Origin of the sequence: Streptacidiphilus sp. EB129, from assembly GCF_041262645.1 — a bacterium.
In the GTDB taxonomy this organism is placed as follows: domain Bacteria; phylum Actinomycetota; class Actinomycetes; order Streptomycetales; family Streptomycetaceae; genus Streptacidiphilus.
Genome location: NZ_JBGCCS010000017.1, coordinates 14,943 through 30,496, shown reverse-complemented (window position 1 = coordinate 30,496; position 15,554 = coordinate 14,943). Strand labels below are relative to the sequence as shown.

The 15,554-nt window shown below is 71.2% G+C and carries 13 protein-coding genes and 1 pseudogene; 8 read left to right on the top strand and 6 right to left on the bottom strand.

What is annotated here, in order from left to right:
• Position 1 precedes the first annotated feature (1 nt).
• The 3 genes from hisB to hisD are packed head-to-tail and all read right to left on the bottom strand — an operon-like array spanning position 2 to position 2,997.
• On the bottom strand, positions 2-595 hold the full coding sequence (gene hisB, locus ABH925_RS21275) for an imidazoleglycerol-phosphate dehydratase HisB (protein ID WP_370150171.1): 594 nt from the start codon (positions 593-595) through the stop codon (positions 2-4).
• Complete coding sequence (locus ABH925_RS21270) at positions 596-1,693, bottom strand: histidinol-phosphate transaminase (protein ID WP_370150170.1); 1,098 nt, start codon at positions 1,691-1,693, stop codon at positions 596-598. It abuts the gene before it with no gap.
• Positions 1,690-2,997, bottom strand: coding sequence for a histidinol dehydrogenase (gene hisD, locus ABH925_RS21265; RefSeq protein ID WP_370150168.1), 1,308 nt, complete (start codon positions 2,995-2,997; stop codon positions 1,690-1,692). The genes ABH925_RS21270 and hisD overlap by 4 nt, the downstream gene beginning before the upstream one ends.
• 96 nt (positions 2,998-3,093) lie before the next feature.
• On the opposite strand from hisD, the gene ABH925_RS21260 reads away from it, so the two are divergent.
• Positions 3,094-3,804, top strand: coding sequence for an LON peptidase substrate-binding domain-containing protein (locus ABH925_RS21260; RefSeq protein WP_370150167.1), 711 nt, complete (start codon positions 3,094-3,096; stop codon positions 3,802-3,804).
• Here the strand turns inward: ABH925_RS21260 and ABH925_RS21255 are convergent.
• Positions 3,791-4,561 carry a hypothetical protein gene (locus tag ABH925_RS21255; protein ID WP_370150165.1) on the bottom strand — a complete coding sequence of 257 codons (771 nt, stop codon included), beginning with the start codon at positions 4,559-4,561 and terminating at the stop codon, positions 3,791-3,793. The two genes, ABH925_RS21260 and ABH925_RS21255, sit on opposite strands and share 14 nt — an antisense overlap.
• 223 nt (positions 4,562-4,784) lie before the next feature.
• Here ABH925_RS21255 and ABH925_RS21250 point away from each other — a divergent pair, with 223 nt between their 5' ends.
• From ABH925_RS21250 to dnaE, 5 genes are all read left to right on the top strand, one after another.
• Complete coding sequence (locus tag ABH925_RS21250) at positions 4,785-6,071, top strand: NYN domain-containing protein (protein ID WP_370150163.1); 1,287 nt, start codon at positions 4,785-4,787, stop codon at positions 6,069-6,071.
• Between the two features lie 105 nt (positions 6,072-6,176).
• Positions 6,177-7,184, top strand: coding sequence for an ABC transporter ATP-binding protein (locus ABH925_RS21245; RefSeq protein ID WP_370150161.1), 1,008 nt, complete (start codon positions 6,177-6,179; stop codon positions 7,182-7,184).
• The gene (locus tag ABH925_RS21240; RefSeq protein WP_370150159.1) at positions 7,181-8,071 is read left to right on the top strand and encodes an ABC transporter permease; all 891 of its coding nucleotides are present in this window, start codon (positions 7,181-7,183) and stop codon (positions 8,069-8,071) included. The genes ABH925_RS21245 and ABH925_RS21240 overlap by 4 nt, the downstream gene beginning before the upstream one ends.
• A gap of 52 nt (positions 8,072-8,123) precedes the next feature.
• On the top strand, positions 8,124-8,876 hold the full coding sequence (locus ABH925_RS21235) for a hypothetical protein (protein ID WP_370150158.1): 753 nt from the start codon (positions 8,124-8,126) through the stop codon (positions 8,874-8,876).
• Between the two features lie 58 nt (positions 8,877-8,934).
• Entirely contained in the window at positions 8,935-12,489 is a 3,555-nt protein-coding gene (gene dnaE, locus ABH925_RS21230) for a DNA polymerase III subunit alpha (RefSeq protein WP_370150156.1), read from the top strand.
• 21 nt (positions 12,490-12,510) lie between these two features.
• Here the strand turns inward: dnaE and ABH925_RS21225 are convergent, their stop codons facing one another.
• Complete coding sequence (locus ABH925_RS21225; RefSeq protein ID WP_370150154.1) at positions 12,511-12,954, bottom strand: PIN domain-containing protein; 444 nt, start codon at positions 12,952-12,954, stop codon at positions 12,511-12,513.
• Positions 12,951-13,211 (bottom strand): CopG family transcriptional regulator, encoded by a 261-nt coding sequence (locus tag ABH925_RS21220; RefSeq protein ID WP_370150152.1) that lies wholly within the window; start codon positions 13,209-13,211, stop codon positions 12,951-12,953. The genes ABH925_RS21225 and ABH925_RS21220 overlap by 4 nt, the downstream gene beginning before the upstream one ends.
• 305 nt (positions 13,212-13,516) lie before the next feature.
• Between ABH925_RS21220 and ABH925_RS21215 the strand changes: the two genes are divergently transcribed.
• Together ABH925_RS21215 and ABH925_RS21210 are read left to right on the top strand one after the other, a co-directional pair.
• Positions 13,517-14,221 carry a DNA polymerase beta superfamily protein gene (locus ABH925_RS21215; RefSeq protein ID WP_370150150.1) on the top strand — a complete coding sequence of 235 codons (705 nt, stop codon included), beginning with the start codon at positions 13,517-13,519 and terminating at the stop codon, positions 14,219-14,221.
• Positions 14,218-14,991 (top strand): annotated as a pseudogene (locus ABH925_RS21210) (DNA polymerase beta superfamily protein); the annotation flags it as partial. The gene ABH925_RS21215 and the pseudogene ABH925_RS21210, both read left to right, overlap by 4 nt.
• Positions 14,992-15,554 lie beyond the last annotated feature (563 nt).

The following is a 15,554-nucleotide window of genomic DNA, read 5'->3' as shown; positions in this document are numbered from 1 at the left end:
CTCAGAGCGCGCCCTTGGTCGACGGGAGGATCCCGGCCGCGCGCGGGTCCAGCTCGCTGGCGTACCGCAGCGCCCGGGCGAGCGCCTTGAACTGGCACTCGACAATGTGGTGGGCATTGCGTCCATACGGTACGTGGACGTGCAGGGCTATCTGCGCCTGGGCCACGAAGGACTCCAGGATGTGCCGGGTCATCGTGGTGTCGTAGGAGCCGATCATCGGCGCCATCTGCTCCGGCTCGGTGTGCACCAGGTAGGGGCGGCCGGAGAGGTCCACGGTGACCTGGGCGAGCGACTCGTCGAGCGGGACGGTGCAGTTGCCGAAGCGGTAGATGCCGACCTTGTCGCCCAGCGCCTGCTTGAACGCGGCACCCAGCGCGAGGGCGGTGTCCTCGATGGTGTGGTGGGTGTCGATGTGCAGGTCGCCGTCGGTCTTGACGGTGAGGTCGAACAGTCCGTGGCGGCCGAACTGGTCCAGCATGTGGTCGTAGAAGCCCACGCCGGTGCTGATGTCGGTGGTGCCGCGGCCGTCCAGGTCGATCTCGACCTTGACGGAGGTCTCCTTGGTGGTGCGCTCAACGCGCCCGATGCGGGTCATTCACAGCTCCTTGGTTGCCGCACGGACGGCGTCGAGGAAGGCGTCGTTCTCGGCCGGGGTGCCTGCGGTGACCCGCAGCCAGCCGGGGACGCCGTTGTCGCGGACCAGCACGCCGCGGTCGAGGACGGCCTGCCAGACGGCGTGGGTGTCCTCGAAGCAGCCGAACTGGATGAAGTTGGCGTCCGAGTCGGTGACCCGCAGGCCCATCGCCCGCAGCTCGCCGACCACCCGGTCGCGCTCGTCCTTGAGCCGCTCCACGTAGCCGAGCAGCGTGTCGGTGAACTCCAGCGCGGCCAGTGCCGTCGCCTGGGTGACCGAGGACAGGTGGTAGGGCAGCCGGACCAGCTGCACCGCGTCCACCACCGCCGGGTCGGCGGCGAGGTAGCCGAGCCGGAGCCCGGCCGCGCCGAAGGCCTTGGACATGGTCCGGGTGACCACCAGCAGCGGGCGGCCCTCGATCAGCGGCAGCAGCGAGGGCCGGTGCGAGAACTCGATGTACGCCTCGTCGACGATCACCAGCGTCGGCTTGACCGCCTGCGCCGCCTCGTACAGCGCCAGCACGGTCTCGCGGGGCACCGCGGTGCCGGTCGGGTTGTTCGGCGAGCAGATGAACAGCACGTCGGGACGCCGCTCGGCGATGGCCGCGCGGGCCGCGTCCAGGTCGACGGTGAAGTCGGCGTTGCGCGGACCCTGCAGCCAGCCGGTGCCGGTGCCCCGGGCGATCAGCTCGTGCATCTGGTACGTGGGCGCGAAGCCGAGCGCGGTGCGCCCGGGTCCTCCGAAGGTCTGCAGCAGCTGCTGCAGGATCTCGTTGGAGCCGTTGGCGGCCCAGACGTTGACCAGGTCGACGCCGTACCCGGTGGAGCGGGTCAGGTAGCCGGCCAGGCCCTCGCGCAGCTCGACCGCGTCCCGGTCCGGGTAGCGGTTGAGGGTCCGGGCGGCCTCGGCGACGCGCTCGGCGATCCGCGCCACCAGTGCGTCCGGCAGCGGGTAGGGGTTCTCGTTGGTGTTCAGCAGGACGGGCACGTCGAGCTGCGGGGCCCCGTACGGAGACTTGCCCTTGAGCTCGTCCCGGATGGGGAGGTCGTCGATCCTCATGCCTGGGGCACCGTCCAGTCAAAGCGAGCGCGAACCGCGTCCCCGTGGCCCGGCAGGTCCTCGGCGTTGGCGAAGGTCACCACGTGCCTGGCCACGTCGGCCAGGGCGTCCCGGGAGTACTCCACCACGTGGATGCCGCGCAGGAAGGACTGCACGCTCAGCCCGGAGGAGTGGCAGGCGCAGCCGCCGGTCGGCAGCACGTGGTTGGAGCCGGCCGCGTAGTCGCCCAGCGACACCGGCGCGTAGGCGCCGACGAAGACCGCGCCCGCGTTGCGGACCCGGGCGGCGACCGCGGGGGCGTCGGCGGTCTGGATCTCCAGGTGCTCGGCGGCGTAGGCGTTCACCACCTCCAGGCCCTGGTCCAGCGAGTCGACCAGGATGATGCCGGACTGCTTGCCGGACAGCGCGGCCCGGACCCGGACCTCGTGCCGGGTCCTGGCGACCTGCGCCGCCAGCTCCTCCTCGACCGCACCGGCCAGCGCGGCCGAGTCGGTGACCAGCACCGAGGCGGCGTTGGGGTCGTGCTCGGCCTGGCTGATCAGGTCGGCGGCGACGTGCCGCGGGTCGGCGGTGTCGTCGGCGAGGATGGCGATCTCGGTGGTACCGGCCTCGGCGTCGATCCCGATCCGGCCCTTGAGCAGGCGCTTGGCCGCGGCGACATAGATGTTGCCGGGACCGGTGACCAGGTTGACCTGCTCGCACTCCCCCGCGCCGTAGGCGAACATGGCGATGGCCTGGGCGCCGCCGACGGCGTACACCTCGTCCACGCCCAGCAGCGCGCAGGCGGCCAGGATGGTCGGGTGCGGCAGCCCCCCGTGCGCCTTCTGCGGCGGACTGGCCAGCGCCAGGCTGGGCACCCCGGCCTCCTGCGCCGGGACCACGTTCATGACCACGGAGGAGGCCAGCGGCGCCAGGCCGCCGGGGACGTAGAGGCCGACCCGGTCGACCGGGACCCAGCGCTCGGTGACGGTGCCGCCGGGGACGACCTGGGTGGTGTGGTCGGTGCGGCGCTGCTCGCGGTGGACCGTGCGGGCCCGGCGGATGGACTCCTCCAGGGCGGCCCGGATGTCCGGGTCGAGCTGCTCCAGGGCGGCGCTGATCGCCGCCGTGGGCACCCTGATGTCGGTCAGCCGAACTCCGTCGAAACGCTCCGTGATCTCGATCAGCGCCTCGACGCCGCGATGGCGTACGTCCTCACAGATCGGCCGCACCCGCTCCAGGGCGGCCTCGACGTCCAGTTCGGCGCGCGGCAGGACGGCGCGCGGGTCGTCGGTGGAACCTCTGAGGTCGATTCGCGAAATCACAGAAACCAGTCTACGGAGCAGCCGCCGCAACCGTGGGTCCGTACCACGTCGTGGGACGCGCCGTGGGACTCCCGGGGTGCCGATACTCTTGCGCACGTGACGGAACGGCTACCCCTCTTCCCCCTGGGCACGGTGCTCTATCCGGGCCTGGTCCTGCCTCTGAACGTGTTCGAGGAGCGGTACCGCCGTCTCGTGGCGGACCTGGTGGAGGGTCCCGAGCCGTACCGCTTCGGAGTGGTCGCGATCCGGGACGGCCGCGAGGTCGCGCCGACCGGGCTGGAGCAGTCGAGCGCGGCCCTGGCCGGAATGGGCCCCGACCCGGCCCGCTCGCTCTTCGACCTGGGCTGCGTCGCCGAGATCGCCTCGGTGGAGTCGCGCCAGGACGGCGGCTACGACCTGATCGCGACCGGCACCACCCGGTTCCGGGTGGCGTCCTTCGACGCGAGCGGACCGTACCTGACCGCGGAGGTCGAACGGATCGCCGAGGAGCCGGACGAGGAGGCGGCCATGCTCGCCCCGGTGGTGGAGCGGACCTTCCGCACCTACCAGAAGCGGCTGGCGGGGGCCCGGGAGACGTCCGTCGCCGGGGTGCAGGAGCTCCCCGACGACCCGACCGTGCTCTCCTACCTGATCGCCGCGGCCTCGGTGCTGGACACCACGGACAAGCAGCGGCTGCTGGGGGCCGTCTCGACCGGGGAACGGCTGCGCGCCGAACTGGCCCTGCTCCGCCGCGAGACCGCGCTGCTCGCCAAGCTGCCCTCGCTGCCCGCGGTGGAACTCACCCGCCAGGCCTTCAACCCGAACTGACGGTGGTCTGCACGGCCTGGGAGGCGACCGGCTGGGCCCAGTACTGGCCCGGGTAGTACCAGTTGTAGGTGCCGGTGCTGGACGCGGCGACGGTCGCGATGATCTCGCCCTGGGCGTCCGACCAGACCTTCGCCACCACCGTGGGCTTGCGGCAGCCGGTCGCGCAGAACTGCAGCTCGACCTTCTGGTCCGGGTTCGGCACCCACTGCTTCGTCTGCCACTGCGGCTTCTGCAGCAGCCCGCCGACGGTGAAGTGGGTGCCCTTCGCGGCCACCTGCTGGACGCCGAAGACCGACAACACCCCGGCCTTGAGCACCGAGAAGGTCCCGGCGCCGTCCTCCACCGCCTTGTCGCCGTCGTTGCCGTTGGCGACCGCGTGCACGTGCCAGACCCCGGCCATGTCGTCGAAGGCGCGCTCGCTGGACTTGCCGGTCGACACCGACGAGGTGCCGGTGCAGACCGAGACGGTCTTCGAGGTGGCGGTGCAGCTGGTCGCGGAGGCCTTGAGGATCCCGTCGTTGGGGCCCCAGAAGCCGACGTTGTCGACCGACCTGACCCCCGAACCGTCCTCCGCGGTGATGCTGAAGGTGAACGGCACGGTGCTGTCCGGGCCGAGCACGATGGGCTTGCCGCCGTTCACCACCACCCTGGTGATCCTGGTGTCGCCGTGCGACCCCTGCTCCTGGATCGAGGGCAGCACGATCCCGCCGACCGCGAGGACCCCGGACACCAGGAGCACCACTGATCTTCTACGCATGACTCGACAGACACCTGCTCCACTCGCGAACCGGACGCCACGGCCCGTAGGAGCCATTGTCCCTGATCGTCCGCGACGCACGGCGGGCCCGGCGACCGCCCCCGCGGCGCGTGTCCGGTCGGATACCCTGCGTTCCGGTTGGGTAAGGGTCTCGGAACAGCGCGGCCGGTCACTCCTCCACCGCCGAGCTCCACCCGCCGGTCAGAGGAATGAGGTGTGGGACGTGGACCGATGCGTCGTCCTCGTGGATGCCGGATACCTGCTGGGTGCGGCGGCGAGCCTGCTCGCCGGCGAGAGCTCCCGCTCGCGGATCGCGGTGGACCACAACGAACTGATCGGACGGCTCCGGGAGCGTGCCGAGGCCGAGACCGGCCTGCCGCTGCTGCGCATCTACTGGTTCGACGCCGCGCCGGACCGGCGCCCGATGCCGGACCACCGGCGGCTGAGGGTGATGCCCCGGGTCACCGTCCGGCTCGGCGCGCTGACCCGGGCCGAAGGCCGCTGGGTGCAGAAGGGCGTGGACGCCGCGATGCATGCCGAGCTGTCCGGGCTGGCCCGGAACCGGGCCTGCGCCGACGTGGTGCTGGTCACCGGCGACGGCGACCTGCTGCCGGGGATGACCGCGGCCAAGGAGCACGGCGTGGCCGTGCACCTGTGGGCGGTGCAGGCCGCCGACGGGGACTTCAACCAGTCCGAGGACCTGGTCGCCGAGGCGGACGAGCGGCGGGTGCTGGACCGCGAGTGGATCACCGGCTGGGTCCGGGTCCGCGAGGCCGTGCCGCCCTGCGCGCCCCCGGACCCCCGTCCCGACATCACCACGATCCTCTCCGCGCCGATTCCCCACGCACCTATCACCCACGCGCCGATCACCCACGCGCCGATCCCGGCCACGCCGGAACCGGCCGTCCCGGACACCGCCGAGGAGCTGGTGACCGGGGCGGCGGCGACGGCGGCCGCCGGAGCGGTCACCGCGACCGGGAAGCCTGCCGCCCGGGTGCCCACCCCCAAGGAGATCGCGGCCGGTCTCGCCGCTCCCCGTCCGGCGCCGCCGGCGCCGCCGATGCCCGTGCCGTCGCCGTCGATGCTGCGCTGGTCCTCGGACCGCGGCTGGGTGGACCGGCCCGGCGAGGGCGGCGCGGCCGACACCGTACCCACGCTCAGCCAGCTCACCACCGCCGAGCAGAAGTGGGCCGACCGCGAGGACGACATCACCGCGGTCGGCGGCGACCCCACCGAGGTCGGCCAGGTCTTCGCCCGCCGCTGGACCGACCGGCTGGGCGACGCGGCCACCCGGCTGGCCGGGCTCTGGACCGACTACCCCCGGATCCCGCACCGGGTGGACGGCGAGCTGCTGCGCTACGCGGCCCGGTTCGGCCTGCTCGCGCACAAGGACGACCAGATCGACGAGCACGACCGCTTCGCCATCCGGGCCGGCTTCTGGCGCGAGATCGCGGCCCGTGTCCCCGGCGGGGACGCCGCCGCGGTGGAGCAGCGCGTCCCGGACCACTGATCCCACCGGCCGCCGCGTCACCCCTGCGAGCACCCCCGTGGCCCGCCGGCACGCCGACTCCGCGTACAGTCAGGCCCTGTCGGAGGACGGAAGCGCAGGGAGCACGTGGATACCCAACCAATCGCGGCGACGGGGACGCTCGCTCCCGCCGACAGCTGCTGCACCGTCCGTGACCTGACCAAGACCTATCGCTCCGGACGGGGCGCGAAAGCCACGACCGTGACCGCGAACGCCGGCATCTCGCTGGAGATCCGGCGCGGCGAGGTGTTCGGGCTGCTCGGGCCGAACGGAGCGGGCAAGTCCACCCTGGTCCGGCAGCTCACCGGGCTGTTGCGGCCGGACGGCGGCAGCATCGACCTCTTCGGCCACGACATCGTGCGGCACCCGGACCGGGCCGCGCGGCTGCTCGGCTACCTCGGCCAGGAGTCCACCGCGCTGGACGAGCTCACCGTGGCGCTGGCGGTGGAGACCACGGCCCGGCTGCGCGGGCTGAGCACCCCGGCGGCGCGGGACGAGCGCGACGCCGTGCTGGCCGAGCTCGCCCTGGAGCCGCTCGCCGGCCGCCCGCTGGCCAGACTCTCCGGCGGCCAGCGCCGGCTCGCCTGCTTCGCCACCGCGCTGGTCGGCACCCGCCCGCTGCTGGTCCTGGACGAGCCCACCACCGGTATGGACCCGGTCGCCCGGCGGGCGGTCTGGTCGGCGGTGGCGCGCCGCCGCGCCGAGCAGGGGGTGACCGTGCTGCTGGTGACCCACAACGTGATCGAGGCCGAGACGGTGCTGGACCGGGTCGCCGTGGTCGACCAGGGGCGGATCATCGCCTGCGACACCCCCGGCGGCCTCAAGGCCATGGTCGACGGCGACGTGCGGCTGGACCTGGTCTGGCGGGACGAGCCGCCGCTGGGGCTGCCGCTGGTCGCCGGGCTGGCCGCCCGGGCCACCCGCAACGGCCGCCGCTGGACCGTGCGCACCGGCCCGGACGAGGCCCGCGACCTGGTCGCGGAGGTCACCTCGGGCCCCGCCTTCGCGGCCCTCGACGACTTCTCGCTGTCCACGCCCAGCCTGGAGGACGTGTACCTGCTGCTGGGCGGACGCCAGGAAGGACTGGCCCGATGAACACCCCGGTCCCGGCACCCGCACCCGTGCCCGCCTCCGCTTCGGCTTCCGCCCCTGCCTCCGCCACCTCCTCCGCCGCTCCGGCCTGCGCCCGGCCCGCGGTCCCGGCCGGCGGGCCGGTCCCGCTGGCGCCGCGGGCCGCGCTGCTGCCCGCGCTCGGCGCGGTCTACCGCGCCCAGCTGTCCCGGGCCAGGGTGGCCCGGATACCGCTGCTGTTCGTCGCCACCTTCCAGTCCCTCGGGATCATGGTGATGATGCGCGGGGTGGTCGGCACCGGTGCCTCCGACACCGAGGCCGCGCGCGACGTGGTCGCCGGGTCGAGCGTGCTGGTGGTGGCCTTCGTCGCGCTCAACCTGCTGGCCCAGTACTTCGGCCGGCTGCGCGCCACCGGCGGCCTGGACCACTACGCGACGCTGCCGGTGCCGGCCGCCTCGGTGGTGCTGGGGACGGCGGCGGCGTACGCGTCGTTCACGGTGCCGGGGACGCTGCTGACGGCGGCGGTGGGCTGTGCGCTGTTCCAGCTCAGCTGGGTGCACCTGTGGGTGCTGGCCCTGGTGGTCCCGCTCGCCGGGGCGGCGCTGGCCGGCCTGGGCGCGGCCTGCGGGCTGCTGGCGAACCGTCAGGAGATCGCGACGCTGCTGGGGCAGCTGGGGATGTCCGCCGCGCTGCTGCTCGGGGTGCTGCCGTCGAGCCGGATGCCGGCCCCGATCCAGTGGCTGCGCGACCTGCTGCCCTCGACGTACGGGGTGGAGGCGCTGGCCCGCAGCTTCGCCGCCCGGCCGGACTGGGCGCTGGTCGGTGCCGACCTCGCGGTCTGCGCCGTGGTGGGCCTGCTCTCGCTCACCCTGGCCACCTGGGCCTACCGCCGCGCCGCCACCCACGCCTGACCTGGCCGACCTGGGCGCGCGCCGGCGCGTACCGGCATGGGACGATGACGCCGTGACCGCTCCTGACGCCGCCGATGCCGCGAACACCGCCGACACGGCCGACACCGTGCCTTCGGACGCCGCGTCCTCGGACGCCCTGCCCTCGGACGCCCTGCCCTCGGACGCCCTGCCCTCGGACGCCCTGCCCTCGGGCACCGGGCCCGGCGGGCCCGACGCGCTCCCGACCGGGCCGGTGAGGGCGCCGGTCGAGCTGCGCGCCAATCTGGTGATCATCTGCGCGCTGCTGGTCGGCTCGGCGGTGCTGGGCGTGCTGATGGGCGCGGTCTGGCACTGGCTGGCACCCAAGGTGCCGCTCTACGCGGACACCAGCGCGGTCTACCTCAAGGACCCGGAGGGCGAGCAGGCGATCGGCGCCGACGGCACCTTCGCGTTGATCGGCCTGGGCTTCGGCCTGGTCGCCGGGGCGCTGGCGTACTGGCGCACCCGGGCTCGGCAGGGCGGGGTGACGGTCGCGGTCGGACTGGCCCTCGGCGGACTCCTCGGCGCGTACATCGCCGCCAAGGTCGGTACCGCCCTCGGGCCGACCGGGGACGTGGTGGCGGCGGCCCGCGCGGTACCCACCGGGCAGACCTTCTACGGCCCGCTGAAGCTCACCGCGCAGGGCGTGCTGACGGCCTGGCCGATCGCCGCGCTGGCGGTGCTGATGGGCCTCACCGCGCTGTTCACCCCCAAGCCGCAGCCCCAGCCGATGCACTGGCAGGGGCCGCCGCGGACACCTTCGACGGGCGGGCACGAAGCGCCGTGACCGCGCGCTAGGGTGGAGGCTTCCCCAGCCGGCTTCCAGCCCGAGGAGCGCCCGAACCGTGGCCGACAGCTTCGTTCACCTGCATGTTCACACCGAGTTCTCGATGCTTGACGGGGCCGCGAAGAACAGCAAGCTGATCGCGGAGGTGGAACGGCAGGGCATGCCCGCCGTGGCGATGTCCGACCACGGCAACATGTTCGGGGCGTACGAGTTCCAGAAGATCGCGGCCAAGAGCCCGGTCAAGCCGATCATCGGCATCGAGGCCTATGTCGCGCCCGGCTCGCGGTTCGAGAAGAAGCCGGTGTTCTGGGCTCCGGGCGGGCAGCGCAGCGCCAACGCGGACGGCGAGGGCGGCAAGGACGTCTCCGGCGGCGGCCGCTACACCCACATGACCATGTGGGCGAAGAACGCCCAGGGGCTGCGGAACCTGTTCAAGATCTCCTCGCTGGCGTCCATCGAGGGCTACTACATGAAGCCCCGGATGGACCGCGAGCTGATCGCCGAGAACAGTGCCGGGATCATCGCCACCACCGGCTGCCCCTCCGGCGAGGTGCAGACCCGGCTGCGGCTCGGCCAGTACGAGGAGGCCGTCAAGGCGGCCGACGCGTACCAGCAGATCTTCGGGAGGGAGAACTACTTCCTGGAACTGATGGACCACGGCCTGGACATCGAGCGCAATGTCCGCGAGGACCTGCTGCGGCTGGCCAGGGAACTGAACATCCCGCTGCTGGCCACCAACGACTCGCACTACGTGACCGAGGACCAGTCCGACGCGCACGACAACCTGCTCTGCATCGGCGTGGGCAAGAACAAGGACGACCCGAACCGCTTCCGCTTCAACGGCTCCGGCTACTACATCAAGACCGCCGAGCAGATGCAGGAGATGTTCCGGGAGCTGCCCGAGGCCTGCAGCAACACCCTCGCCATCGCCGAGATGATCGAGCCGTACGACGAGGTCTTCACCTACGTCGACCGGATGCCGCAGTTCGACGTCCCGGAGGGCGAGACCCAGGCCTCGTTCCTGCGGCGGAAGATCGAGGCCGGGCTGCAGCTGCGCTACGGCGACAACCCCAGCCAGGAGGTGCTGGACCGGGTCGAGCTGGAGATGGGCGTCATCTCCCCGATGGGCTTCGACGCGTACTTCCTCGTGGTCGCCGACATCTGCCAGCACGCCCGGGACAACGGCATCCCGGTCGGCCCGGGCCGTGGCTCCGCGGCCGGTTCGATGGTCTCCTACCTGACCCGGATCACCGAGCTGGACCCGCTGGAGCACGATCTGCTGTTCGAGCGCTTCCTCAACCCCGAGCGGATCAACCCGCCCGACGTCGACATCGACTTCGACGACCGCCAGCGCGACCAGATGGTCCGCTACGTCACCGAGAAGTACGGCGCCGCCTACACCGCGCAGGTCAACACCTTCGGCACGATCAAGGCGAAGGCCGCGGTCAAGGACTCCAACCGGATCCTGGGCTACCCCTTCTCCATGGGCGACCGGATCACCAAGGCCATGCCCCCGGACGTGATGGGCAAGGGCGTCCCGCTCTACGCGCTGTTCGACGACTCGCACCCGCGGTACAGCGAGGGCGGCGAGATCCGGGCGATGTACGAGAACGAACCGGACGTCAAGAAGATCATCGACACCGGCAAGGGCATCGAGGGCCTGATCCGCGGCACCGGCGTGCACGCCGCCGCCGTCATCCTCTCCTCCACCCCGCTCCTTGAGCTGATCCCGCTGCACAGGCGGGACAAGGACGGCGTGATCATCACCGGCTTCGACTACCCGTCCTGTGAGGAGATGGGTCTGATCAAGATGGACTTCCTGGGTCTGCGGAACCTGGGCATCATTGATCACGCGGTGAAGACCATCAAGGCCAACCGTGGTGTCGAGGTCGACACCGAGAAGATCCCACTGGACGACCCGGCCACCTACGACCTGCTGGCGCGCGGCGACACCCTGGGCGTGTTCCAGCTCGACGGCGGGCCCATGCGGGCACTGCTGCGGCTGATGAAGCCCACCGAGTTCGCCGACATCTCCGCCGTCTCGGCGCTCTACCGGCCGGGCCCGATGGGCATGAACTCGCACACCAACTACGCGCTGCGGAAGAACGCCCAGCAGGAGATCACCCCGATCCACCCCGAGCTGGAGGCGCCGCTCAGCGAGGTCCTCGGCCCGACCTACGGTCTGATCGTCTATCAGGAGCAGGTGCAGCGAGCCGCGCAGGTGCTGGCCGGCTACAGCCTGGGACAGGCCGACCTGCTCCGCCGGGCCATGGGCAAGAAGAAGAAGGAGGTCCTGGAGAAGGAGTTCGTCCCCTTCCACGCGGGCTGCAAGGAGCGCGGCTACAGCGACGAGGCGATCCAGGCGGTGTGGGACGTGCTGGTCCCCTTCGCCGGCTACGCGTTCAACAAGTCGCACTCCGCCGCCTACGGCCTGGTCTCCTACTGGACCGCCTACCTCAAGGCCAACTACCCGGCCGAGTACCTGGCCGCGCTGCTGACCTCGGTCGGCGACGACAAGGACAAGATGGCGATCTACCTCGCCGACGCCCGGTCGGCCGGGATCAAGGTGCTCTCCCCGGACATCAACGAGTCCGTGGCCGACTTCACCGCCGTCGGCGACAACGTCCGCTTCGGCCTGCAGGCGGTCCGCAACGTGGGTCTGCCGGTGATCGACTCGCTGGTGGCGACCCGCAGGGAGAAGGGGAAGTTCAACAGCTTCGCCGACTTCCTGGACAAGGTCGAGCTGCCGGTGTGCAACAAGCGCGCGGTGGACTCGCTGATCAAGTCCGGTGCCTTCGACTCGCTGCAGCACACCCGGCGCGGTCTGGTCGCGGTCGCGGAGACCGCGATCGACGCGGTGATCGGCGTCAAGAAGCAGGCCGCGATCGGCCAGGACGACCTCTTCGGCGCCATCGACGACGGCAGCGGCAGCCCGACCATCGGCCTGGACTTCCAGGTGGACGAGCGCGAGTGGCCGCGCAAGCACCTGCTCTCGACCGAGCGGGAGATGCTGGGCCTGTACGTCTCCAGCCACCCGCTGGACGGCACCGAGCACATCCTGTCCCGCAACCGGGACAGCTCGATCGCCGAACTCCTGGGCTCCGGCAGGACCGAGGGCTTCGTCAAGCTCTGCGGTCTGATCACCTCGGTGGACCGGCGGATCAACAAGGCGGGCAACCCCTGGGCCATCGTCACCCTGGCCGACCGGGACGCCACCATGGAGGTGCTCTACTTCCCCAAGGCGTACCAGCTGGTGGCACACGAGCTGATCGAGGACAACGTGATCTCGGTCCGGGGCCGGCTGAACGAGCGGGACGGGGCGATCAGCGTCTTCGGCGAGGAGATGGCCCCGGTGGACATCTCCTCCGCGGAGCACGGGGGCAAGCCGCCGATCCAGCTCAACATCCCGGAGCGGAAGATCACCCCCCAGCTGATCGCCGAGCTCAAGCGCACCATGCGCGCCCACCCCGGCGACGTACCGGTCCGGCTGCTGATGGAGGGTCACACCAGGAGCGTGCTCTTCGAACTGGGCTTCCTGGTCGACCCGGAGAGCGGCTTCGCCAGCGACATCAAGGGCCTCCTCGGCCCCGGCGTCTGGGCCACCGCGGCCTGAACCGGCGAACCACCAGGGCAGTCACAGTGGGAGATCGTCGGGCAGGACCCGGAATGCCTTGTGCCGCCCGAGCGGACGTACCGTGCGGAAGTCGCGGCGGTCGAGCGTGAGGACGGCGTCCGTGTCGTAGTCGGTGGCCAGGGCGACGTTCACCGCGTCCGCGAGATCGAGACCGAGAGCGGCGTAACGGGCTCGAACGGACTGCGCAGCCGCGAGGTGGGACTCGGTGATCTCGGGTGCTACGACGCGCCCCAGGCGCATCCAGCGTCGGATGTCGTCGACCGCGCTCACTGCTGCCTCGCGGCCCAGCTCACGCGTGGCGACGTGATCAAGTTCGGCCAGCAGCAACGGTGACACGATCAGGAGGCCGGCCGCCATGATCGCCTGGTTCGCCGCATGGTGCTCCGGGTGGGTGGAATCGAGAGCCGCCAGGAGACCGGATGTGTCCGCGACCACGATGATCACGCGGCGGACCCCTGGCCGGTCTCGCTCTGGACCGCGTCGGCAACAGCATCCCGCACGTCGCTCCTGGTCGGGGTCCGCCCCGGCCCCTCGAAGGTGCGCGAGAAAAGGGGCTCGTCCCAGACCCGGTTGGCCATGGCGGCAAGATGAATACCCTGGCGGATTATCTCAGCCTCGCTGATGCCGCGTCGCCTGGCCGCCTCTTTGATGATCGCGAGGTCCTCGGGGTCGGCATAGACGTTGGTTCGCTTCATCGACATGTACCAAGCGTAGTACATATCAGCGGTGCCGGGCAGGCGCCGCTCGTCGCGGCAGGGCGGTCGAACGCCTGAGGGGTCGAGCCGCCGCCGATCAGCGGTTGGAGGCGATGCGCCTGGCAGCAGCCAAGTCTGTCGCCACTCGCCTTGGCGATTCCGCACCTCCGCTCTGGCGCGGAGTGAGGCGTGTACCGCAACGGGTGCGGGGCCTTGAACTGCGGAAACCCGCTTGACCCGGCCCTTCGCAGCCCGGTAAAAATCGGGTGCTGCCTGGGCGACATGATCGCCGTGATCCGAGGGGAGGGCGAGTGGCGACTCAGCTTGAGGGTTACGGCACGGTGCTGTTGTCCGGGATCGTGGGTTCCACGGCCTACGGTCTGGCCGGGGCGGGCTCGGACGTGGACCGGCTGGGAATGTTCGCCACGCCAACCCAGACGCTGCTCGCCCTGAGCGCCCCGGCACAAAGCCGGGTGACAACAAAACCGGACGCGACGTTCCACGAAGCAGGCAAGGCCGCGCGGCTGATCCTGGCCGGGAACCCGACCGCCACCGAACTGCTGTGGCTGCCTGAAGACCTCTACGAGTCGCGCACGCCCCTGGGCGACGAGGCGATCGCCCTGCGGACCGCGTTCCTGTCCGCAAAACGAACCCGCGACGCCTATCTGGGCTATGCGACCCAGCAGTTCAGGAAGCTGCTGAACCGCGGCGACGGCGCATTCTCCGGCGAGACCCGCAACCGCGCCGCCAAGCACGCCCGGCACCTGATGCGCCTCGTCGATCAGGGCTTCGAGTTGTACACGACGGGGAACGTGGTCATCCGGCTGGCGGATCCGCAGCGGTACCTCGCCTTCGGCGAGCAGGTCGCGGCCAACCCGCAAGTGGCGGTGCCGTTCATGGCCGAGGCGGAGACCCGCTTCGGCACCGCGCGCACCGCGCTGCCCGAGCAGCCGGACACCGCCGCGGTCGAGGCGTGGCTGCTGCGGGTCCGCAGGGCGTTCTGGGAGCCCACATGAGCCCCGACTACGCGGCACAGGCAGCACTCCTACCGGACCTGCGGCCGATCGTCGCCGAATACCCGCATCCGCTGGTATTCGCCACCGTCTCGGGTGCCCACCTGTAGGGATTCCCCTCAGCTGACTCCGACATCGACCTGCGGGGCGCGCATCTGCTGCCGGTCACCGACCTGGCCGGGCTGCGCGCCCCGGTCCAGACGCTCTCGCGGATGTGGGACCGCGACGGAGTCGAGATGGACCTGGTCACCCACGACCTGGCGAAGTTCGCCCGACTGCTGCTGCGCCCCAACGGCTACGTCCTCGAACAGCTCCTCTCGCCGCTCGTGGTGCACACCACGCAGGTTCACGCCGAGCTGGCCGATCTGGTACCAGGTCTGCTCACCAGCCACCATGCCGACCACTACCAGGGTTTCGCCGCCACACAGTGGAAGTTGTTCGCCAGGACCGGGGAACGCAAACCCCTGCTCTACACCTTCCGGGTCCTGCTCACCGGCATCCACCTGATGCGCACCGGGCAGCTCCTCGCTGACCTGCCCACCCTGGCCGAGCAGGAGAACGCGCCAGGCTATCTCAATGATCTGATAGCAGCGAAGGCCCGCGCGGAACACCTGGCACTGAACCAGCTCGACCTGCCGCCTGGCCAGGACCGACTCAGCGCCGACATCCGCTCCCTGCGCACCAGGCTGGACGCGGCACGCGCAGGCACGCACCTGCCCGCCGAGCCCACAGCCGGCCCCGCCGTGAACGATCTGGTCGTACGCGCGCGCCTCGCTCACGACCACCAACTCTTCTCGGCCCTCGTGTCCGGCACCGCGATGGAGGTCGCCCGCCGCACGACTCGGGAACGCGAAGTCTTCGCCGAGATCGACGCAGAGATCGACCGTCTGGAGTCCGAACCCGTCGACGCAGGGTCCCCAGCAGGTCACCGACGCCACCATCGATGAGCGCTGGAGCCACTTCTTCCGCGACGACGCGTAGGACACGGTCCGATTCACGCTGCTGGCGCGAGGTCCCGAACCGTCCTGGCACTCCAGCAGGACGTCGGCGACGTCCAGTGCGGTGCCGCGTTCCAGGGCGCTCTCCCGGCAGACCACCAGGTCGGGGCGGCGCTTGCGCTTGACTCCGGGAACGGCGACTTCCGGCTCATTCTCGGCGACCCACCCCGGCCGGGTCCGCTGGACCTGCGGGTCGAGTTGCTGACGGGCGCGGCGGACGTTGAGTTGGTGGGGATTGCTGGGAGCCGTTACCAGGATGACGTTGTCTCCGGAGATCTCCACAGTCCACGACTCGGGCAGCTTCGCCAGCTCGTCGGCGATCTCCAGCATCCGTGCGT